The following is a 20,827-nucleotide window of genomic DNA, read 5'->3' on the forward strand; positions in this document are numbered from 1 at the left end:
CCGGAACTTGGACCCCGAACTTCCCCTCCCCATACGAAGTCCGGGGTTTTTTTTGCCTGCAGAAAAGTTATTCCGCGATTTCCGCGCCTTTGTCGGCTAATTCCATCCAACCGGCCAGCACGGTGTAGGCTTCTTCCAGGCCCATGCGCTTAGGCGCTGAGAATAGCTGGATGGTGATCGCATCACCCCAACCCTTACGGATTTCGGACTGCACTTTGAGCAGCGTGTTCTTGGCCGCGCCGTAGGTCAGCTTGTCGGCCTTGGTCAGCAGGATATGCATCGGCATGCCGCTGGCGACGGCCCAATCGAGCATCAACAGGTCGAAGTCGGTCATTGGATGACGGATGTCCATCATCAGAATCAGACCCTTCAAACTCTCGCGACCACCCAGATAAGCCTCCAGGTGACGCTGCCAGTGCAGCTTCAACGGGATGGGTACTTTTGCATAACCGTAGCCCGGCAGGTCGACCAGACGCCGATCATCGTCTAGCTTGAAGAAATTGAGAAGTTGCGTGCGGCCCGGGGTTTTCGAGGTACGCGCCAGGCTGGCGTGGGTCAGGGTGTTCAACGCGCTGGATTTGCCGGCGTTGGAACGGCCAGCAAAGGCGACTTCAAAGCCTTCGTCATCGGGGCATTGGTCCACTTTGGCGGCGCTGAGCATGAACGTGGACTGTTGGCACAGGCCGAGGATGGGGTTCTTGAGTTGCATGAGATTTCCGATGTGGGCGGTGCCGAAAAAGGGTGCGGCAAGCGGTGTCGTTTCCGTTTCAGTAGCGCCAGTATATAATGCCGCAGATTTTGTGTGTGCTTTGTCCCAGCGAAGGATGAAGTTCACGGGAGCGAAAGACCTTCATTGCGCATTAGAACGCAAAACGCTCTCAAACCCTGAAAAGGTCGATGTATGACCCGATGGTTGCTCGCTTTTGGTGTCCTGATTCCGCTTTACGGCGCTCAGGCTACACAGGATCCGGAGGCGGTGTACAACCGAGTTTGCGTGGCTTGCCATGCCGGCCAACTGCCCAATGCCCCTAAACGGGGTGACCAGGTAGCTTGGGCGCCCAGACTGGCGCAAGGTATGGACACGCTGGTGCAACACGTGACCCAGGGTTTCAAGGCAATGCCGCCGCGTGGTTTGTGCATGGACTGCAGTACTGAGGATTACCAGGCCATCATTGAGTTGATGGTGAGTAAACCCGGTAGATAACTCTTAAACCCTTAGCCGTAGTTGGATTAGCTGATGAACAAACTGATCGTGAGTCTGCTGTTGACCTTGGGCATCACCGGTGTTGCCCATGCTGCAGGCGACGCTACAGCGGGCCAGGCGAAAGCCGCCGTTTGTGGTGCTTGCCATGGACCGGATGGCAATAGCCCGGCGCCGAACTTCCCCAAACTGGCCGGCCAGGGTGAGCGTTACCTGACCAAGCAGATGCACGACATCAAGGATGGCAAGCGCACGGTGTTGGAAATGACCGGCCTGCTGACTAACCTCAGCGATCAGGACCTGGCGGACATCGCGGCGTATTTTGCCAGCCAGAAGGGCAGTGTGGGAGCTGCCGATCCGAAGCTGGTCGACAAAGGCCAGGCGTTGTTTCAGGGTGGCAAGCTCGCTGAAGACCAGCCCATCGGCGGCATGCCCGCCTGTAAGGCTTGCCACATCGCAGGCGGCAGTGGCCTGGCAGAGGCTGGCTTCCCTCACCTGAGTGGTCAGCACGCCCAATACACCGCCAAGCAATTGAAGGAATTCCGCGAGAAGGTTCGCTACATCGATGGCGATGCCAGCAACAAAATGATGACTGACATTGCGGCAAAGCTGTCGGATAAAGATATTGAAGCACTGTCCAGCTATATCCAGGGCCTGCACTGATGAGTCCGGCGACGTTAACGCTCGATTAATCCATCGATGCAAGCATAAAAAGGGTGGCTTAGGCCGCCCTTTTTTGTGGCCGGTGCCGGTACACTAACGAACTCATGCCCGCGTAGACCTGTCACAACTAAAGGTCGCGTGAGGCGACTTTATTTGTCCAGGAGTAAAGCATGCGTAATCTGATCCTCAGCGCCGCTCTCGTCACTGTCAGCCTCTTCGGCATGACCGCACAAGCTGCCGACGTGCCGCTTGAAGCCGGTAAAACCTACGTTGAATTGGCCAACCCGGTCCCGGTTTCGGAGCCAGGCAAGATCGAAGTGGTGGAGCTGTTCTGGTATGGCTGCCCGCATTGCTACGCCTTTGAGCCGACCATCAATCCATGGGCCGAAAAACTCCCGTCTGACGTTAATTTCCGTCGCATCCCGGCCATGTTCGGCGGCCCATGGGATGCCCATGGTCAGCTGTTCCTGACCCTGGAAGCCATGGGTGTGGAGCACAAAGTCCACAACGCCGTGTTCGAAGCTATCCAGAAGCAAGGTAAGCGCCTGACCAAGCCTGAAGAAATGGCTGATTTCGTCGCCACTCAAGGCGTCGACAAGGATAAGTTCCTGGCTACCTTCAACTCCTTCGCCATCCAAGGTCAGATCAAGCAGGCCAAGGAACTCGCGCAGAAATACGGCGTGCAAGGCGTACCGAGCATGGTCGTTAACGGCAAATACCGTTTCGACCTGGGCACTACCGGTGGTCCTGAGCAAACCCTCAACGTTGCCGACCAACTGATCGCCAAAGAGCGCGCAGCCAAGTAAGGGGCCTACCATGCGCCGCTGGGGTACTGAACGCGTCGTTGGCCTGCACGACCCGCAGGTCAACGAGCACCACCTGGAAACCACAGGCCTGCCGGCAGACAGCCGCTTGCGCCTGCTCAGCTTCAATATTCAGGTGGGCATCAGTACCGAGAAGTATCGGCACTACATCACCCGTGGTTGGCAGCACCTGCTGCCACACAACGGGCGGGCCGTTAACTTGCAAAAGATCGGCCATCTGCTGAACGACTTCGACTTGGTCGCCCTGCAGGAGGTCGACGGCGGCAGCATACGCTCCGGCTATATCAACCAAGTGGAACACTTGGCCCAGCTCGGCGCGTTCCCGTACTGGTATCAGCAACTCAACCGCAACCTCGGGCGCCTGGCGCAGCACAGCAATGGTGTGCTCAGCCGCTTGAAGCCGACTGCCATCGAAGATCACCCCTTGCCAGGCCCTAAGGGCCGGGGGGCGATCCTTGTGCGTTTCGGCGAAGGCCCTGAAGCCTTGGTCGTGGTGATGATGCACCTGGCGCTCGGGGGGCGTACGCGCAACCTGCAGCTCGCCTATATTCGTGAATTGATTGGCAACTACAAACACCAGGTACTGATGGGTGACATGAACACCCATGCCAACGACCTGCTGCAGAATTCCCCGTTGCGGGACCTCGGGCTACTGGCGCCGCAAGTCGAAGCCACGTTTCCCAGCTGGCGCCCGCAACGCTGTCTTGACCATATCCTGCTTAGCCCCACCCTCACGCTCGAAAGCGTGCAGGTGCTGGCGCAGCCCATCTCCGATCACCTGCCGGTCGCGGTAGAGATTCGTCTGCCGGGTTCGCTCACGGCTGATGCATTACCCGCGTTGAGCCCAGGCCCTCGCGGACCCCTTGCATGAGCGACGACACCCAGCGCTGGAAAGAGAAATACCTCAAAAGCATCGAGCAGCAAGACAAGCTCGAGCGCCGCTGGGCTGCCCGCCTCGACCTGCTGCGCAGAGGGCTGGTGCGCAGCACGCTGGCGGCGGAAGGGACCGACCGCGCGGTCGACCAATGCATGAAGGAGATGCGCGACGTGGTGCGTACCGACGACATGGACGCCGCCCTCGCCGCCTTGCTGCCGCGTTTGGAAAAAGCCGTGCTGGATTCGGAGCAGCGCCGCGAAACGCGCGTCGACCAGATGAGCACTGCACTCACAGCCCTGGTCGCGCAGCTGCAAAAGCTGCCGCTGCCGCGTGAGGTGGCCCGCCCGCTGAAAACCTTCGCCAAGCAACTGGATAGCCGAGTCGGACAGGCGCGGGAGATTCCGCTGCTACTCAGTGAGCTGAGCAGCCTGCAGGGGCAAGCCCTCAATAACCTGGAGCCGGACGGCGAAACCACGCGCCCTGGGCCAGGCCTGCTGCAACGCCTGTTTGGCGCGAAGGAAGTCTCAAATGACGCGCCGCTGGTCGAAGCCACGCCAGAGCTGGCTGCACCAAAGCCCGCTGCGCCCAAACCCGCGCCTGAGCCTCAAGAGCCGGCGCAATCCGAAGAACTGACAAAAGCTTTGCGCGCCTTCGCGCCGTTGCCGCAAGCACCGACACCCTCGCAGCCTGAACGTGTTGCACCCGTACTGCAGAGGCCGCTGGTGAAACATTTGTGTTCGAAGCTCCGGCATCAGTGGAGGCTACCGTCCTGTCTGTCGAGGCGCCTGAACCCGAGACGCCTGTGCCGCCGACAGAGGAAGCTGCTCCCGAAAGCGCGCTCGCCGCATTTATCGAAGAGCCGCAGGCTGCGGTCGACACGCCGGAGCAAACCACCATCGGCAGTCTGTCCCTGCCGCCGGTGCTGGAGAGCCCCGAGCCCGATCCGGATGAACTGCAATCGGACGGCATCTACGCTCTGCCTGACTCGCCGGAGCCGTCCTACAGCTCCGTCGCCAAGCATATCGAAGACACTTTGCTCGGCCTGCTGGAAGACCTGTCGCTGCCTGAGCGTCACCGGCCCCAGGCCGAAGCCATGCGCGAGCGCCTGGCCCACGGCTTGAACTGGTACGAGTTGCTGCCGATCCTCGACGACCTGGCCGTGCTGATGCTGGCGATCACCGACAGTGGCCAACACGAGTTCGAAGCCTACCTCAAGCAGCTCAACGAGCGCCTCGAGGCATTCCAGGGCCACCTGCAGGTAGCCAGTGAAGGCCATGCCGACAGCCGCTCGGCCGCTCAGGAGCTGGACACGCAGATTCGTGAACAGGTCGACGGTCTGCAAAGCAGCGTGCAGGACGCGGCCGATCTGGACAGCCTCAAGCACGTGCTGGAGAGCCACCTCGAAGGCCTGCTCGGCACGATGGACGCGCACCAGCAGCAGCGTGACCAGCGCGAGCAGGAAGTGGCAGCGCGCCTCAAAGGTCTGGCTGAGCGGGTGGCGAGCATGGAGCAAGAAGCCCAAGGCTATCGCGAGCATCTGGAAGTACAGCGCCAGAAGGCTTTGATCGATCCGCTCACCGGCCTGCCCAATCGTGCGGCCTGGAGCGAGCGCCTGGATCATGAAGTGAATACCTGGCACCAGAGCGGCAATAACCTGTCGCTGGCCATGCTGGACCTGGACCATTTCAAGCGCATCAACGACGGCTACGGCCACCTGGCGGGCGACAAGGTGCTGAAGATCATCGCCAATGTGTTGCGCAAACGCCTGCGCCCCACTGACTTTATCGCGCGTTTCGGTGGTGAAGAGTTTGTGTTGCTGATGCCGGACTCAGCCTTGACGGATGCCCTCGCCGTGGGCGAAGTGCTGCGTGCCGCGATCGAAGCGTGCCCTTTCCACTTCAAGGGCGAGCCGGTAACGATCACGGTCTCCATGGGTGTGGCGCAGTTCCAGCCGGGTGAGCGCAGTGACCTGGCGCTCAAGCGCGCCGATGAGGCGCTTTACCGTGCGAAGGCGGCGGGACGTAATCAAGTGCAGGCGGCCTAAAATATGTTCCATTTTTGTAATTTGGCCGCTCAGCCACAAACGGTACGTTACACTATTGCATTATCGTCTTCAGCGTAATGTCTTCTGCTATGAAATCCTTTTGCATCGCCTTTATGTTCCTCCTGCTCGCCGGCTGCGCCAGTGGCCCGCGCCTGGACACCAGCCACCCGTCGGTCAACCACGATAACCGCGTGCAGTTCGTGGTCGTCCATTACACCGCAACCAACCTTGAACGCTCCCTGGCGCTGTTAACCCACGGCCAGGTCAGCAGTCATTACCTGATCGGTGACGACGCCTCTGGCACCATTTACAAATTGGTGGACGAGAGCCAGCGTGCCTGGCACGCCGGGCAAAGCGAGTGGATGGGCCGTACCTGGCTCAACTCCAGCTCCATCGGTATCGAGATCGTCAACCCAGGCTATCGCGACACACCGACGGGCCGTGTCTGGTACCCGTATTCCGAGGCGCAGGTGCAGTCGTTGGTGGTGTTGCTCAAGGACATCAGCAAGCGCAATGGCATCGATCCCAAGAACATCATCGGCCATAGCGACATCGCGCCGCTGCGCAAGCTCGATCCGGGCCCGTTGTTTCCGTGGAAGCGTTTAGCGGCTGAGGGTTTGGGGATCTGGCCGGACGCGCAAGTCGTTGCTCGATTCCAAGTGCAGTACGCGGCTGACCTGCCGAGCGTCACCTGGTTCCAGGAAGAGCTGGCACGCCTGGGCTACCAGACACCGCAGACCGGCGAGTTGGATGTCGCCACACGGCATGTGATCGCGGCGTTCCAGATGCACTTCCGGCCAGCGCTGTTTGATGGCACGCCGGATGCTGAAAGTGCTGCGATATTGCGCGCATTGAACCGCAGTTAAGCGTGTAAGCCGATTCAAAATGTGGGAGCGGGCCCGCCACAGCAAGCCCGCTCCCACATTGTGTGCGCGCATTGAACCGCAGTTAAGCGTGTAAGCCGATTCAAAATGTGGGAGCGGGCCCGCCACAGCAAGCCCGCTCCCACATTTTGTTCGGCGCGGCCGGTAGGTAACCCGAGTAGTCAGACTACAGCGGCAACGCCATATAGAACTGCGTACCTTGCCCCGGCCGCGAATACACACCCATGCGGCCACCGTGCAGTTGCACGATCTCTTTGCACAGTGCCAGCCCCAGGCCGGCGCCGCCTTTCTTGCGGCCCACCTGCACGAAGGGTTCGAAAATCCGCCCCTGCTGGCCGTAGGCGATGCCTTCGCCGTTATCTTCGACGCTGATAATCACGCGCTCGCCATGGCGGCGTGCCTGCAGGCGAATTTGCCCGCCATCGGCGGTATGGCGCAATGCGTTGCCTAACAGGTTGTCGAGTACACGCTCAAGCTGAGCCTGGTCTGCATACAGCCTGGGCAAATCAGGTTGGGCTTCCACCAGCAATTCAATGTTCTGAGCACTCGCCAGCTCAGTGAAACGCGCTCGTGCGTGCTCCAGCAGGTCGGTGACATCACAGGGCCCCAAGGTGAGTTTTTGCAGGCCATTCTGGTAGCGCGAAAAGTTGAGCAAGTCGTTGATCAACTGCATCAGGCGCTGCATTTCTTCATTGACCGTATCCAGCAAGTCCGCTTCACGGGAATCCGCCGGAAACTTTGCCCGCTCGCGAAACAGTCCGAAGGCCATGTGCATGCCGGTCACCGGCGTGCGCAGTTCGTGGGAGGCACGCAACACGAATTCGCTGCGCACGCGCTCAAAGGCACGCTGTTCGGTGACGTCATGCAACACCATCACTGCCCCGAGGATATGCCCCTGGGTGTGGCTGACCGGCGTCAGGCTGTAGGTCAGCAGGCGCAGTTCGCCTTCAACCTCCACTTCCAGATCTTCCGGCGCCCGCTCGAGGTTGCCGCCGCGCAGTACTAGCTGCAACTGTTCATCCATTTCCGCGCGGCCCAGCGCCTCGCCCAGGCCCTGGCCTAAACGTGCCTCGTCCCAGCCCAACTGGCGCTGAGCGACGGGGTTGAGATGCTCCAGGCGGCCTTGGCGGTCGATCATCAACAGACCGTCGTCGATGCTGTCGAGCACCGCTTGCAGGCGCTGCTGGCCAGCCAGCAATTCATCGACATTGGTCGCCTGATGCTGGCGCAACGCTTCGGCCATGATGCCGAAGCGCCGGGTCAGCAGGTTCATTTCCGCTGCTGAAGAGATCGGCAGCGTCACTTCGAAATCGCCCTGCCCGATCTTGTCGGCGGCTTTGGCCAAGGCTTCGATCGGCCCGCCAAAGCGCCGGGCGATGCCATGGGCGGTGATGAAGCCGATGATCAACACCGCCAGGCCCACCAGGCCCAGAAGACCGGCAATCAACAGCGCTCGGTCGCGGGATTTGTGTTCGCTGGCGTTGATATTCTCCAAGGCTTGTTTGTGTTCGGAGATCAGGCCGTTGCGCAACGCATTAAAGGTTTCGGTCAGCTTTTGGTTTTTATTGTTGATCAGCGAGCTTTGCTGGGCCTCGTCAAATGCCTTGATAAAATTCAGGTAGTCAACGCGTGCCTGGCTGAACCCGCTGAGCCTGCCGTCTTGCTGTTCATGGGCGATGCCCTCATCCAGCAAGGCGAAGTATTGCTGTTTTGAGGTTTTCAGCACCTCGGGGTCCGGTTTCTCCTGCAACATCAGGATCAACTGGTCGCCCAAGGTCTGGCGCAGCTTGAGGCCAAGGTCCAGGGTGATGAAGTTGCTGCGGATCAGCGACTCCTGGCTCTTGGCCATTTGCATAACACTGACCAGTCCCAGGACCAGTCCCAGCAGGGCGACGGTGATCAGCGCTGAGATACTCAGGAATAAACGAGTGCGCAGTTTCATCGCTAGCTTCATAAGGTACAGCTCACAAGTTGTACTGTTTGCGTTTGCGGTACAGGGTCGACGCGTCGATGCCGAGAGTACGGGCCGCCTGGTCCAGGGTGTCGCTGGTGGCAAGTACCGCGCCGATGTGGGCTTTCTCCAGCTCATCCAGGCTCAACGCCGCGCCAATACGCGGTGCATTGTTGGTCGGCTGTTCGGCCATGCCGAGGTGGCTGATTTCAACCTTTTCCTGTGGGCAGATAATGCTGGCTCGCTCTACAACGTTTCGTAGCTCTCGAATATTCCCTGGCCAGCGGTAGTTGAGCAGCGCTTCTCGGGCGTCATCGCTGAAACCGCGAGCGGGCCGCGCGTACTCTTTGACGAAGCGCGCCAGGAAGCGGTCGGCGAGGGTCAGGATGTCTTCGCTACGTTCACGCAGCGGCGGCAGGTGCAAGGTGATGACGTTGAGGCGATAGAGCAAGTCTTCGCGGAAACGGCCGTCGCGCACCATGTCTTCGAGGTTCAGGTTGGTGGCCGCCAGGATGCGCACATCGGCGCGCCGGGTGACCGGGTCGCCTACGCGCTCATATTCTTTGTCCTGAATGAAGCGCAATAACTTGGGTTGTAAGGTGAGGGGAAAATCGCCGATCTCGTCGAGAAACAGCGTGCCGCCGTCCGCTTGGTTGACGCGGCCCAAGGTGCTCTCACTGGCACCGGTAAACGCACCACGGCTATGGCCGAACAATTCGCTTTCCATCAGCTCGGCCGTGAGTGACGGGCAGTTGATGGTCACGCAGGACTTCTTCGAGCGCTTGCTCCAGCCATGAATAGCCCGGGCCAATTCACCTTTACCGGTACCGGACTCGCCGAGGATCAAGATGTTGGCGTCGGTGCCCGCGACTTGGCGCGCGGTCTCCAGCACCACCATCATGGCCGGGCTGTGGGAATCGAGGCCGTCTTTGGGTTGGCGCACTTCGCCTTCCAGCGCTTCCAGGCGTGCCGAGAGTTGGCGCACTTCCAACTGCTTGGCGGTGGCCAGGCGCAATTGGTCAGGGCTGCATGGCTTGACCAGGTAGTCGGCGGCGCCGGCCTGGATCGCGTCGACCGCGGTATCCACGGCGGAATGCGCGGTAACAATCACCACGCGCATCCACGGCGCCTGAATGCGCATCTGGGCCAGTACGTCCAGGCCATTGTCTTCGCCCAGGCGCAGGTCCAAAAAGCACAGGTCGAACACCTGGCGTTGCATCAGGGCGTCGGCTTGGGCGGCGCTGTTGGCGGTGGCTACGGTATAGCCTTCATCTTCCAGGCAGTAACGGAAGGTGCGAAGGATCGCGGATTCGTCATCCACTAAAAGAATACGGCCTTGAAGTTCCTTGGCTGATTCCATCTGTCCCGCGCTCCTTAATATAAATGATGGTGTTTAGTCCCGGAATAATCGGGCAAGTTGCATGGTTTATTCTGATTGATAAAAAGCACCTTCGCGCAGGTATCTGCACACCCCTCTACAAACGCGCTGGTTGATGGCGTTTTCATGCCCTCTTGCCACTTCGGCAACTCGATATCCGATTTCGATCCCTTGACCCGACCATTGACCATCGTGCATTTCGCACGGCCTGGATAGGGGCATCGTGCAGGATGCTGGGCTCAGCGGCTGTAATGTATTTATAACTATCTGATTCTATTGAGTTTTATTTTGTAAAAGATCTGGCATGCACCCTGCAATACCTCTCCCAACAGTGTCATGACCGAATATTCAGAATGCGGGAGAAATGCAGCATGACTCGCCAAAGCCTCAGCCAATTGCGTGTATCGCCACTGCGCTTGCAGCAAGGTCTGTTCGCCAGCCTGGCCTTGATGGTCACGTTGATTGCCGGCCAGCAGATGCAGCATTGGCAGCAGAGTCAGCAGCAAGCCCCGCAATTTGAACGTCCGATGATGACCCAGACCCATTTCCGTTCCGTTGGCAGCGCGACTGCCGATGTAACCGCCCCGCAATTGAGAGTGGCTGACCAGGGTTCGACCCTGGGCGAATTGCCCGCTCAAGAGCGTTGGGTGTTCTAGGCAACAAAAGGTCGCTTGTGTTGAGCGGCGCACTGCACTACCGCTGTTACCCCTCTAGAAGCGTAAGGAGAATTACCATGTTGAGTTGGGCAATCACATTTCTGATCATCGCCATTGTGGCTGCAGTCCTGGGCTTCGGTGGTATCGCGGGCACCGCCACGGGTATCGCAAAAATTCTGTTTGTGGTCTTCCTGGTGATGTTCATCGCTTCGTTCTTCTTTGGTCGTCGCGGCCGAGGCTGAATATGACCACTTTGTCTATCAAAGCCATTGCTGCCGCCCTGCTCTTGGGCGGTAGCGGCCTGGTGATGGCCGCCAATGACGGCCAATCCCGGGCCAACGAGTTGATCAGTGCGGACAAGCAGTACCGCGAAACCTGGCAAAGCGTGGTGAAGAAAGAAGAGCGCCTGCCGGAATGGGTGATGAACCTGTCGGGTACGGCCGAACAAATGAATGCGCTGGAAGAAGATGGCGAGAAATACTTGGTCGGGCCGCTCTGCGAAACAGCAGATACCTGCTTGAACAAGCGCCTGATCGTTGCCTTCAGCTACGACAAGGAAGATGCCTACGCCATGTTGGTACAAGTCCCGGCCGGTCTGCCGGCAGACAAGTCCCCGACACGGCATGCCGACTACCGTTTCATCGGTAAGCCGAACGAAGGCATGCAAAAGCTGCTGATGGAGCAGCTTAAGAAAGATCCGAATTGGTACTAGGTTCCGTCTGACGCTTCTGTCGTCAACGGGGCCGGCGTCCATAGAAAGAAGCTCCTTCGCTTCTTTCTGTCTGCATCGCCCGCCAAGGGTGATGCATGACCAGGGGGCCGGGTTGCTCTGATCCATCGAGGTCGGCGTGACCTACGGGTACAGGGAGTGCCTGCGCAAGGGCCGGGTCAGGCGAAAAGCTGCGACGCAAGTTCACAAGTCCTCAAGCTTGCTGAACTTGCGGCGGGCTTATGGCACCCATTGCCCATCTTGTATGTTGTCCATAGCCGCTATTTTCTTTTCTGTCTCTTCGCAAACATTACTTGGTGTGTCGCGGTGACCTTCTATCGAGAAAATTTTGCGCGTGCCATAGGACATATCCGACGCCAAGCTCATCAAATCCCAGGCATTTTTGCCAGCGACTGAAGGTCGTCCAAAATCTCTGAGCGAGCCGGTATTGGCCGGTTAACGGCATATTCACCTGCCTAAATGGCGTATTTGAACTGACCGTTCGGACAGTTATTTACAAAAAAAGCCATGCCGATTCGGCATAGGGTAGGCGTTTACGGCATTAGACGTCGCTCTCTTGCATGGGAATAGTTGCGCCTTTTTTCGCCTGCCAGTAAGCCATTTCGGCCATGCGGCGGTGACCTTCTACGGAGGCAGATGCACACACTTTTTCGCTTCCGAGCGTTCCAGATGGCGCATTTGCCTTAAGTCCACTTGAAGTAAGGGTAATGACATGAAGAAGGCAAAGCTAAGCCTCGCCTGGCAGATCCTCATCGGTTTGGTGTTGGGGATCGCAATCGGTGCAGTGCTCAACCATTTCAGTGCTGAAAAAGCCTGGTGGATCAGCAATGTGTTGCAGCCGGCGGGCGATATCTTTATCCGCCTGATCAAGATGATCGTGATCCCGATTGTGATTTCCTCGCTGATCGTCGGCATCGCCGGTGTGGGTGACGCGAAGAAGCTCGGTCGAATCGGCGTCAAAACCATCCTTTACTTCGAAGTGGTCACCACCATCGCTATCGTGGTCGGCCTGTTGCTCGCCAACCTGTTCCACCCAGGTGCCGGCATCGACATGAGTACCCTGGGTACCGTCGATATCTCCAAGTACACGGCCACTGCCGCCGAAGTGCAGCATGAGCATGCGTTCATCGAGACCATCCTCAACCTGATTCCCTCGAACATTTTCGCCGCCGTCGCCCGTGGCGATATGCTGCCGATCATCTTCTTCTCGGTACTGTTCGGCTTGGGCTTGTCGAGCCTCAAGCCGGAACTGCGCGAGCCGCTGGTAACCATGTTCCAGGGCGTGTCCGAGAGCATGTTCAAAGTCACCCACATGATCATGAAGTACGCCCCCATCGGCGTATTTGCCCTGATCGCGGTGACCGTCGCCAACTTCGGCTTCGCCTCCTTGCTGCCGCTGGCCAAGCTGGTGATCCTGGTTTACGTCGCCATCCTGTTCTTCGCGTTTGTAGTGTTGGGCTTGATCGCGCGCCTGTTCGGCTTCTCGATCCTTAAGCTGATACGCATCTTCAAAGACGAGCTGGTCCTGGCTTACTCCACCGCCAGCTCCGAGACCGTGCTGCCGCGTGTGATCGAGAAGATGGAAGCCTACGGCGCGCCAAAAGCCATTTGCAGCTTCGTGGTGCCGACCGGCTACTCGTTCAACCTCGACGGTTCGACGCTGTACCAGAGCATCGCCGCTATCTTTATCGCCCAGCTGTACGGCATCGACCTGTCGATCGGCCAGCAACTGATGCTGGTGCTGACCCTGATGGTCACCTCCAAAGGCATCGCTGGCGTACCGGGCGTGTCCTTCGTGGTGCTGCTGGCCACCTTGGGCAGCGTGGGTATCCCGCTGGAAGGCCTGGCGTTCATCGCCGGTGTCGACCGCATCATGGACATGGCGCGTACCGCCTTGAACGTGATCGGCAACGCATTGGCCGTACTGGTCATCTCTCGCTGGGAAGGCATGTACGACGACGCCAAGGGCGAGCGCTACTGGAACTCCCTGCCGCACTGGCGCAGCAAGCCAGCTTCGCCAACCGCGCAAGCTACCCGCGGCTGATAGCACGACTGCTTTGAGACAAACCCCGGGAAATCCGGGGTTTGTCGTTTCTGCCAGCCCCGCTATCATTCGCCCATCTTTCGGGGGATTTAACTGATGCTCAATGGCCTGTGGCTTGGCTTTTTTGTCGTGGCAATGGTGTCAGCACTGGCGCAATGGCTGATTGGCGGTAATGCCGGGATTTTTGCGGCAATGGTGGAAAGCATTTTCGCCATGGCCAAACTGTCGGTGGAAGTGATGGTGCTGCTGTTCGGCACCCTGACCTTGTGGCTGGGCTTCTTGCGCATCGCCGAAAAAGCCGGGATCGTCGACTGGCTGGCCAAGGCTCTGGGCCCACTGTTTCGCCGCCTGATGCCGGAAGTACCGGCCGGCCACCCCGCCATTGGCTTGATCACCCTTAACTTCGCCGCCAATGGCCTGGGCCTGGACAACGCCGCCACGCCTATCGGCCTGAAAGCCATGAAGGCGCTGCAGGAACTCAACCCCATCCCCAACACCGCGAGTAACGCGCAGATTCTGTTCCTGGTGCTCAACGCGTCTTCGCTGACGCTGTTGCCGGTGACCATCTTCATGTACCGCGCTCAGCAAGGCGCCGTCGACCCGACGCTGGTGTTCCTGCCAATCCTGCTGGCTACCAGCGCTTCGAGCTTGGTGGGTCTGCTCTCGGTGGCGGTAATGCAGCGCCTGCGGCTGTGGGACCCGGTGGTGCTGGCTTACCTGATTCCCGGCGCGCTGATCCTCGGTGGCTTTATGGCGCTGTTGGCGACCTTGTCCGCCACGGCGTTGGCCGGCTTGTCCTCGATCCTCGGCAACCTGACGCTGTTCGGCCTGATCATGTTGTTTCTAGTGATTGGTGCGCTGCGTAAGGTCAAGGTGTACGAAGCGTTTGTCGAAGGCGCCAAAGAGGGCTTCGACGTTGCCAAGAACCTGCTGCCGTATCTGGTGGCGATGCTCTGCGCGGTGGGCGTGTTGCGCGCATCTGGCGCCTTGGACTTTGGCCTGGAAGGCATTCGCCACGTGGTGGCCTGGACGGGCATGGACACGCGTTTTGTCGACGCGTTGCCGACCGCGATGGTCAAGCCGTTCTCCGGCAGTGCCGCGCGGGCCATGCTGATCGAGACCATGCAGACCCAGGGCGTGGACAGCTTCCCGGCGTTGGTGGCGGCGACGATCCAAGGCAGTACGGAGACCACCTTCTATGTGTTGGCGGTGTACTTTGGCTCGGTGGGGATCCAGCGGGCACGGCATGCCGTGGGATGTGCGTTACTGGCTGAGTTTGCTGGCGTCGTGGCGGCGATTTCGGTGTGCTACTGGTTCTTTGGTTAAGGCTTAGATTGCTATCGCAGGCAAGCCAGCTCCCACCTGTTTGAATGTATTTACACATCAAAATGTGGGAGCTGGCTTGCCTGCGATGAGGCCCTCAGCGTTTCGCAGCAGTATTGCCCTGCTGCACCACCCAATCCACCACCTGCTTATTCAACTGATCCCCCGCCTGCCCAAACGCAGCCACTACGGCCGGCACCTTGGTGTCACCCACCGGCTGGCGCACCTCAAACCGCCGGCTGGCGATAATCCGCTGATCACTCCCGCGCACCAACCGCGCATCCAGGCGGATCACCACGTCCACCGCACTGGCGCGATACTCACTCTGAAACGCCTGCAACTGCCCGCCGAGCTCATAGTCGGCCTGCAGGTTCGTCTCGTCGGTGCTCAGCAGCGTCACGCGCCCATCGCGCTGGAAGCCGTCCATAAAGCGATTGCGCAGCAACACCGGCGTCGGGTCGCTCCAGCGTGAATTCGCGTAGCTGCTGATCAGGTTGCCATTGGGCACCACGGCAATGCGCGGGCTGTCGAGGAATTCGCTGCTCTGCGGCTTGGACACGCGCAACGACCAGCTGACCGGTGTGCCTTGGGTGGGTGTCTGGGCCGAAGCCAGGCGGTACACGTCGGAGGGGTCGGCCTTGGGCAGGATCGAGCACGCGCTGATCAGCGCGAAGGCCACGGGGGCGATCAGTTGGTAAGCGCGCTTCATGGCGTGAACTCCTTATTCTTGTCGCTGCCCAGCAGGTAACCGCTGGGGTTGGCTTCCAGGCGGCGAGAGATGGCGCGCAGCGAACCCAGGGTTTCGCGCAGCTCGCGCACGGCTGGCGCCAGTTCGTTGAGGCCTTGCATGCCGCTGTTCACTGAGTCCTTGTTGTTGGTCAGCAAGGTGTTGATGGTCGCGGTACTTTGCTCGAGGGATTTCATCGCTTGCTCGGCGCTGCCGAAGGCTTGCTTGCCTTGTTCGTTGAGCAAGCCGTTGGCGTTGCGCATCAGCACGGTGGTTTGCTCCAGGGCGGCAGTCGCCTGTTTGCTCACCTGCATCAATTGCTGCATCACCACTTTGATGTCGCCGCGCTGCTCGGCAATCGCGCCGGTGGTTTGCTGCAGGTTGTCCAACGTGTTGCTCAGGCGCTCGACGTTCTCGCGGGAGAACATGTGGTTGGCGTTGTGCAGCAGCAGGTTAATGCTGGTCATCAGGTCGTTGCTGTTATTGAGCAGGCGTGCGATCGGCGAGGGCGAGGCGATGATTTCTGGCAGGTTGCCGTCTTTGCCCTTGAGCTCCGGGCTTTGCGGTGTGCCGCCGCTGAGCTGGATGATCGAGGTGCCGGTGATGCCGGTCAGGGCCAGCTTGGCCTGGGTGTCTTCCTTGATCGGCGTCTGCCCGGACAGGCGGATGCGTGCGAGTACACGGCGCGGGTCTTTGGGGTCCAGGCGCAGGCTGATCACATCGCCGACCTTGATCCCGCTGTACTGTACCGAACTGCCCTGGGACAGGCCGCTGACGGCCTCGTTGAACACCACTTCATAGTCCTGAAAGGCGCTATCGACGCTGGACTTGGCCAGCCACAGGCCAAACAGCATCGCGCCGACTACCACGATCACGCTGAACAGACCGATCATCACATGATGGGCTCGGGTTTCCATGTCATACCTCGTTGAGCGATTGAGCGGCATTCAATGCCGCGCGGCCCCGGGGGCCGTGGAAATATTCGTGAATCCAGGCGTCGTCCGTTTCCGAGACGACATCGATGGCATCGGCCACCAGCACTTTTTTCTGCGCCAGCACCGCCACGCGGTCGGTGATGGTGTATAGCGTGTCCAGGTCGTGGGTGACCAGGAACACACTCAAGCCCAGCGCATCGCGCAGGGTCAGGATCAGTTGGTCGAATTGCGCGGCGCCAATCGGGTCGAGGCCGGCGGTGGGTTCGTCGAGAAACAGGATGTCCGGGTCCAATGCCAACGCCCGCGCCAAGGCCGCGCGCTTGATCATGCCGCCGGAGAGTGACGATGGGTACTTGTCCGCCGCCGACAGCGGCAACCCCGCAAGGGCAAGCTTGACCGCAGCCAGGTGCTCGGCATCGGCGCGGCTGAGGCCGGCGTGTTCGATCAATGGCAGCGCGACGTTCTCGGTGACGGTCAGCGAGGAAAACAGCGCGCCTTTCTGGAACAGCACGCCGAAGCGCCGTTCCACCAGTGAGCGCTCATGTTCGGACAGGCTTGGCAGGTTCTTGCCGAACACCCGCACTTCGCCTTCGCTGGGGCGGCGCAGGCCGACGATGCTGCGCAGCAACACCGACTTGCCGCTGCCGGAGCCGCCGACCACTGCCAGGATCTCGCCTTTATACAACTCCAGGTCGAGGTTTTCATGCACGCTCTGGCTGCCAAAGCGGTTGCACAGGCCGCGCACTTCGATCACCGCCTCAGTGGGCGCACGGTGTAGACGACTCACCAGCCCATCTCCATAAAGAACAGTGCGGCGACGGCATCCAGCACGATCACCACAAAGATCGATTGCACCACGCTGGAGGTGGTGTGGGCGCCGACCGACTCGGCGCTGCCGCTGACCTTGAAGCCTTCGAGGCAGCCAATCGCGGCAATCAGGAAGGCGAAGATCGGTGCTTTCACCATACCGACCAGGAAATGCTGCACACCAATGTCCGATTGCAGCAGCGAGAGGAACATCGCCGGGGAAATATCCAAGGCCAAGGCGCACACCACACCGCCGCCGACAATCCCCGAGAGCATCGCCAGGAACGTCAGCATCGGCAGCGACACCAGCAGCGCCATCACCCGTGGCAGTACCAGCAGCTCCATCGGGTCCAGGCCCAGGGTGCGGATCGCGTCGATTTCTTCGTTGGCCTTCATCGAACCGATTTGTGCGGTAAAGGCGCTGGCGGTGCGGCCGGCGATCAGGATGGCGGTGAGCAGTACGCCGAACTCCCGCAGGAACGAGAACGCCACCAGGTCCACGGTGAAGATGGTCGCCCCAAAACTCTTGAGCACCGTGGCGCCGAGAAACGCCACCACCGCGCCGACCAAGAAGGTCAGCAACGCCACAATGGGCGCGGCATCCAGGCCGGTTTGTTCGATGTGCGCGACCATCGGTGTGAGACGCCAGCGCTTGGGGCGGAACATGCCACGGGCGAAGGTTTCGAGGATCAGGCCGATGAAGCCGAGCAGCTTCATGCCGTCTTGCCACACGGTATCTACGGCGCGGCCGATGCGCGCCAACACTTGGATGCCGGTCGCCTCTTCCGGCTCTTTGGTCGGTACGCAGAAATCATTGAGTGAGCGGTAGACAGTCTTGAGCAGCGCGCGGTCGGCGGCAGACAAGCTGCAATCGATTTGCTCGGCGGACTGCTCGATACGCTCCGGGCCCAGCAGCTCCACCAGCAGCGACGCGCCGGCGGTGTCCAGGGCGCCCAAGCCATTCAGGTCGATGCGCGCGCCGGCGTCGTATTGGCCGTCGAGCGTGTCCGACAGCTTCTTCAGGTTTGCGTAGTGGGCAAGCGTCCAGTCCCCCGTAATCCTGAGTAACGGGGGGGCGGAAGAAGTATCCAGGTGGGCTGCGCCGGCTGTTGTACGGGTGGTCATAAGCTCCGAGCTTGTTTGGCTATCCAGAATCCCTACGTAATAGCACGATACAACCTACTTTGGGTTGTCCGTTTGTGCTGTGTCAGTGACTTTGAAGCGCAGCACACCGATGACCTGGCCGTCTTCCGTCAGCACTCGCACTTGCCAGCGGCCTACCGCATCGGCGGGGAAGTTCTGCTTGTGGGTCCAGGCGCGGTAGCCTTCCTTGCGCCCGCCGTGGATATCCAAGGCGATGCGGTCGACCTCTTGGCCGTTGAATTTCCACACGTGGTAAATCCGCTCGTCCAGCCCGCGCGGTGCGTTGATTGCGGTGTAGGCGTACAGCCCGCCGCTGCGCAATTGGGCGGCGCTGACTTCCTTGAGGTCGTCACCGGGCGTGCGGTCTTGCAGCTGCGTGCTGATTGCCACTTCGGTCATCCATAACGTGGCGGGCGGCACCCAGCTGCGCAGGAACCAACCCGCGCAACCAATGGCGGCCGTCACGCCCAGTAGCATCGCCCAGCCTTTGATACTGCGCAGCGGCAGGCTTGCGGCCAGGCTCGGGATCGACAGCGCCATGGCTACGCCCAGCGCCAATTTGTAGCTCTCTGCGGTCGTCAGGTGCAGGATGATCGGCAACGCGGTGAGCAGCGCGGCGAACAGGGTCAGAGTGTGCAGCGCCAGGAACAGCGAGCGTTTCGGCGCCAGCCACTTGTAGTACAGCGGGTCGGTGATCGACACCAGCGCCGCCGCGCCGAGCAGGCCGGTGAACACCGATTGGCCGCTGTTCCAGGCGGTGGTGACAAAAAAGAACGGCAGGACAAAGAACAGGCTTTCCTGGTGGATCATCTGGGTGGCGTAGCGCAGCAGCGGCTCGGGGATTTCCCGGTTGAAGACTTTGGTGAACAGCCGGGTAAAGCTGTTTTCCAGCATCAGCCACAGCCAGCTCACCAGCATGATCACCGCGATCCAGCTGGCCATGCCTTGCTGGCGGTCCACCAAGATGAAACTGCACACGCCCGAGATAAAGCCGCCGAGCGCAATCACCCCAGGGTAGCGCTTGATCAGTACGAGGATGCGCTGGATAAGGGGCGGCAGGTTTGGCATGGGCGGTTCACAGTGTATGTAGGAAAAAACCCAGACAGAATAACGTCTTAGCCCTGTGTTCGGTGCCTCATTGCGCGGTCCGTTTGCGATAAAGCCGCAAGCCGCCCAGCACAATCGCGATTAACCCGAGCACGCCGGCGCCGATCCAGGTCAGGCTGTCGTAGCTCAGCAGTGGTTTTTCGATGCGCCAATAGCCCGGCTGCTCGAAAACCTGGCGCATGGCCTGGTTGGCCTGTTTCAGGTTCACGGCCTTGATGCGTTTGACTGGGTCGCTGAAGTGGCCGTCGGCGTAGTCGCCGGAGGCACTCCAGTAATAATCGGCCAACGCGCTGTTGCCCTGCACGGCCCAGGCTTGGCGCGCGATGGCGGCTTGCTGCAGGCGCACGAATGTCGTTGCGTCGAGACCGTCCTTGAGCAGTTGCGCCTTGAGGTCCTGCAGCACTTGTTCGGCTTCGGGCAGGTTATCCCGCTCGAGGTCGGCATTCAGGCTGAGGAAACCGACGCCGCCGAGCACTTCGCGCTCGCTCCATGGGCCGTAGGACAAACCGTGCTTGAGGCGCAGTTGGCGGTACAGCGCCCAGTCGAGGTAGTCCTTGAGCAAGTCGTAAGTTTCATCGTGCTGGTCGTCCAGCACCGGTTCGGGGAACAGCCAGTGCAGTTTGGCGCTGTCACCGACCCAGCCGTGGATCAGGTCACGGTGGCTGGCGGCGGCGTGCTGGATTTGCGGTAGCGGCAAATGCTCGCTCGGTTCGATGGGATCAAGTTGGCCGTAGGTGCGTTCCAGGTAAGCCGGCAACAGCTTGTCGAGGTCGCCGACGATGATCAGCGTCATGTTATTGGGCGCGTACCAGTTTTTGCGCAGGGTCTGCAGCTGATCGCGGGTCAGGTGGTCGACCTCGGCGCGTTCGGCGCATTTGAGGCCCAACTCAACAGCCAATTGGTTGCTGGCGGTGTGGCCGAGGTCCTGGCGGTCGAGCAGGCGTTGCAGGTGTGAGTAATGGCCGCCGTCTTCGCGTTCGACCACTTGCTTTGCCGCGCTGATGTTGGCGTCGGTCAGCTCGGAGCGGGTGAGGATCGCCAGCAGCAGGTCGAGCACCTTGCGCTGGTTCTGCGCCGGGGCTTCGATCACAAAGGTGGTGTCGGCGTTGCTGGTGTAGGCGTTCCACTCGCCGCCCAAGGCCTGCATGCGGTCTTCGAGGTCGCCTTCGCCACCGCCGTCGATGCCACTGAACAACAAGTGTTCGAGCAGGTGCGGCAGCTCCTTTTCTTCGCAGGGGAAGTCATCCAGGCCTACGCCTACCACCAAGCGGATGGCCACGTGCCCGCGTTCGGTGCCCGGCTTGAGCAGCAATTGCAGGCCGTTGGGCAAGGTGTAGCCCTCGACTTGCAAGCGGTCAAAAGCGAAGGCGTGTGCAGAGCCCATGAGCAGGCAGACGAATAACAGGCGACGCATAACAGCTTCCTGGCGAGTGGGGTCCACTGTTAACTGACTTCACTCGCCGTCTTACGTTCAGGGTGAATGGGTGATGTCGAGCAGGCAGACGAATAACAGGCGACGCATAACAGCTTCCT

Annotated in this window: 19 protein-coding genes and 1 pseudogene; 11 read left to right on the plus strand and 9 right to left on the minus strand. The window is 60.2% G+C overall.

The features are described 5' to 3' along the window. Positions 1-67: 67 nt before the first annotated feature. On the minus strand, positions 68-709 hold the full coding sequence (gene yihA, locus GJU48_RS00415) for a ribosome biogenesis GTP-binding protein YihA/YsxC (protein WP_025854318.1): 642 nt from the start codon (positions 707-709) through the stop codon (positions 68-70). 192 nt (positions 710-901) lie between these two features. On the opposite strand from yihA, the gene GJU48_RS00420 reads away from it, so the two are divergent. From GJU48_RS00420 to GJU48_RS00445, 6 genes and pseudogenes are all read left to right on the plus strand, one after another. After that, on the plus strand, positions 902-1,204 hold the full coding sequence (locus GJU48_RS00420) for a c-type cytochrome (RefSeq protein WP_094949669.1): 303 nt from the start codon (positions 902-904) through the stop codon (positions 1,202-1,204). Between the two features lie 33 nt (positions 1,205-1,237). After that, positions 1,238-1,864: a c-type cytochrome gene (locus GJU48_RS00425; protein WP_094949668.1), complete on the plus strand. Its 627-nt coding sequence runs from the start codon at positions 1,238-1,240 to the stop codon at positions 1,862-1,864. A gap of 170 nt (positions 1,865-2,034) precedes the next feature. Continuing rightward, a complete protein-coding gene (gene dsbA, locus GJU48_RS00430) occupies positions 2,035-2,670 on the plus strand; it encodes a thiol:disulfide interchange protein DsbA (protein ID WP_094949667.1) in 636 nt (211 codons plus the stop codon). Between the two features lie 10 nt (positions 2,671-2,680). Continuing rightward, positions 2,681-3,559, plus strand: coding sequence for an endonuclease/exonuclease/phosphatase family protein (locus GJU48_RS00435; protein WP_094949666.1), 879 nt, complete (start codon positions 2,681-2,683; stop codon positions 3,557-3,559). Continuing rightward, positions 3,556-5,609: pseudogene (locus tag GJU48_RS00440) on the plus strand (GGDEF domain-containing protein). Before GJU48_RS00435 ends, GJU48_RS00440 begins: the two are co-directional and overlap by 4 nt. A gap of 89 nt (positions 5,610-5,698) precedes the next feature. Further along, on the plus strand, positions 5,699-6,475 hold the full coding sequence (locus tag GJU48_RS00445) for an N-acetylmuramoyl-L-alanine amidase (RefSeq protein ID WP_094949664.1): 777 nt from the start codon (positions 5,699-5,701) through the stop codon (positions 6,473-6,475). A 184-nt stretch (positions 6,476-6,659) separates the two neighbouring features. On the opposite strand, the gene GJU48_RS00450 is transcribed toward GJU48_RS00445, so the two are convergent. Then, positions 6,660-8,447, minus strand: a complete 1,788-nt coding sequence (locus GJU48_RS00450) for an ATP-binding protein (protein ID WP_094949663.1) — start codon at positions 8,445-8,447, stop codon at positions 6,660-6,662. Between the two features lie 10 nt (positions 8,448-8,457). Further along, the gene (algB, locus tag GJU48_RS00455) at positions 8,458-9,804 is read right to left on the minus strand and encodes a sigma-54-dependent response regulator transcription factor AlgB (RefSeq protein WP_094949662.1); all 1,347 of its coding nucleotides are present in this window, start codon (positions 9,802-9,804) and stop codon (positions 8,458-8,460) included. A gap of 389 nt (positions 9,805-10,193) precedes the next feature. Here algB and GJU48_RS00460 point away from each other — a divergent pair, with 389 nt between their 5' ends. The 5 genes from GJU48_RS00460 to GJU48_RS00480 all read left to right on the plus strand — a co-directional run bounded on the left by GJU48_RS00460 (position 10,194) and on the right by GJU48_RS00480 (position 14,578). After that, a complete protein-coding gene (locus GJU48_RS00460; protein ID WP_094949661.1) occupies positions 10,194-10,478 on the plus strand; it encodes a hypothetical protein in 285 nt (94 codons plus the stop codon). 77 nt (positions 10,479-10,555) lie between these two features. After that, entirely contained in the window at positions 10,556-10,720 is a 165-nt protein-coding gene (locus GJU48_RS00465) for a DUF1328 domain-containing protein (RefSeq protein WP_003170804.1), read from the plus strand. 2 nt (positions 10,721-10,722) lie between these two features. After that, a complete protein-coding gene (locus GJU48_RS00470; protein WP_094949660.1) occupies positions 10,723-11,190 on the plus strand; it encodes an inhibitor of vertebrate lysozyme family protein in 468 nt (155 codons plus the stop codon). Positions 11,191-11,920: 730 nt separating this feature from the next. Next, positions 11,921-13,252 carry a glutamate/aspartate:proton symporter GltP gene (gene gltP, locus GJU48_RS00475; protein ID WP_094949659.1) on the plus strand — a complete coding sequence of 444 codons (1,332 nt, stop codon included), beginning with the start codon at positions 11,921-11,923 and terminating at the stop codon, positions 13,250-13,252. 96 nt (positions 13,253-13,348) lie between these two features. Continuing rightward, positions 13,349-14,578, plus strand: coding sequence for a nucleoside recognition domain-containing protein (locus GJU48_RS00480; protein WP_094949658.1), 1,230 nt, complete (start codon positions 13,349-13,351; stop codon positions 14,576-14,578). Between the two features lie 94 nt (positions 14,579-14,672). Here GJU48_RS00480 and GJU48_RS00485 read toward each other — a convergent pair whose 3' ends face one another. The 6 genes from GJU48_RS00485 to GJU48_RS00510 form a co-directional block, all read right to left on the minus strand. Continuing rightward, positions 14,673-15,284 (minus strand): ABC-type transport auxiliary lipoprotein family protein, encoded by a 612-nt coding sequence (locus GJU48_RS00485; RefSeq protein WP_094949657.1) that lies wholly within the window; start codon positions 15,282-15,284, stop codon positions 14,673-14,675. After that, a complete protein-coding gene (locus GJU48_RS00490; RefSeq protein WP_094949656.1) occupies positions 15,281-16,219 on the minus strand; it encodes an MlaD family protein in 939 nt (312 codons plus the stop codon). The genes GJU48_RS00485 and GJU48_RS00490 overlap by 4 nt, the downstream gene beginning before the upstream one ends. 1 nt (position 16,220) lies before the next feature. Then, positions 16,221-17,024: an ABC transporter ATP-binding protein gene (locus tag GJU48_RS00495; RefSeq protein WP_094949655.1), complete on the minus strand. Its 804-nt coding sequence runs from the start codon at positions 17,022-17,024 to the stop codon at positions 16,221-16,223. Then, positions 17,021-18,169 (minus strand): ABC transporter permease, encoded by a 1,149-nt coding sequence (locus GJU48_RS00500; protein ID WP_094949654.1) that lies wholly within the window; start codon positions 18,167-18,169, stop codon positions 17,021-17,023. Before GJU48_RS00500 ends, GJU48_RS00495 begins: the two co-directional genes overlap by 4 nt. 54 nt (positions 18,170-18,223) lie before the next feature. Continuing rightward, a complete protein-coding gene (locus tag GJU48_RS00505; protein WP_094949653.1) occupies positions 18,224-19,255 on the minus strand; it encodes a DUF5924 family protein in 1,032 nt (343 codons plus the stop codon). Between the two features lie 67 nt (positions 19,256-19,322). Continuing rightward, positions 19,323-20,708: a M16 family metallopeptidase gene (locus tag GJU48_RS00510; protein ID WP_094949652.1), complete on the minus strand. Its 1,386-nt coding sequence runs from the start codon at positions 20,706-20,708 to the stop codon at positions 19,323-19,325. Positions 20,709-20,827: the final 119 nt, after the last annotated feature.

It is taken from the genome of Pseudomonas sp. IB20, from assembly GCF_009707325.1.
GTDB lineage: Bacteria > Pseudomonadota > Gammaproteobacteria > Pseudomonadales > Pseudomonadaceae > Aquipseudomonas.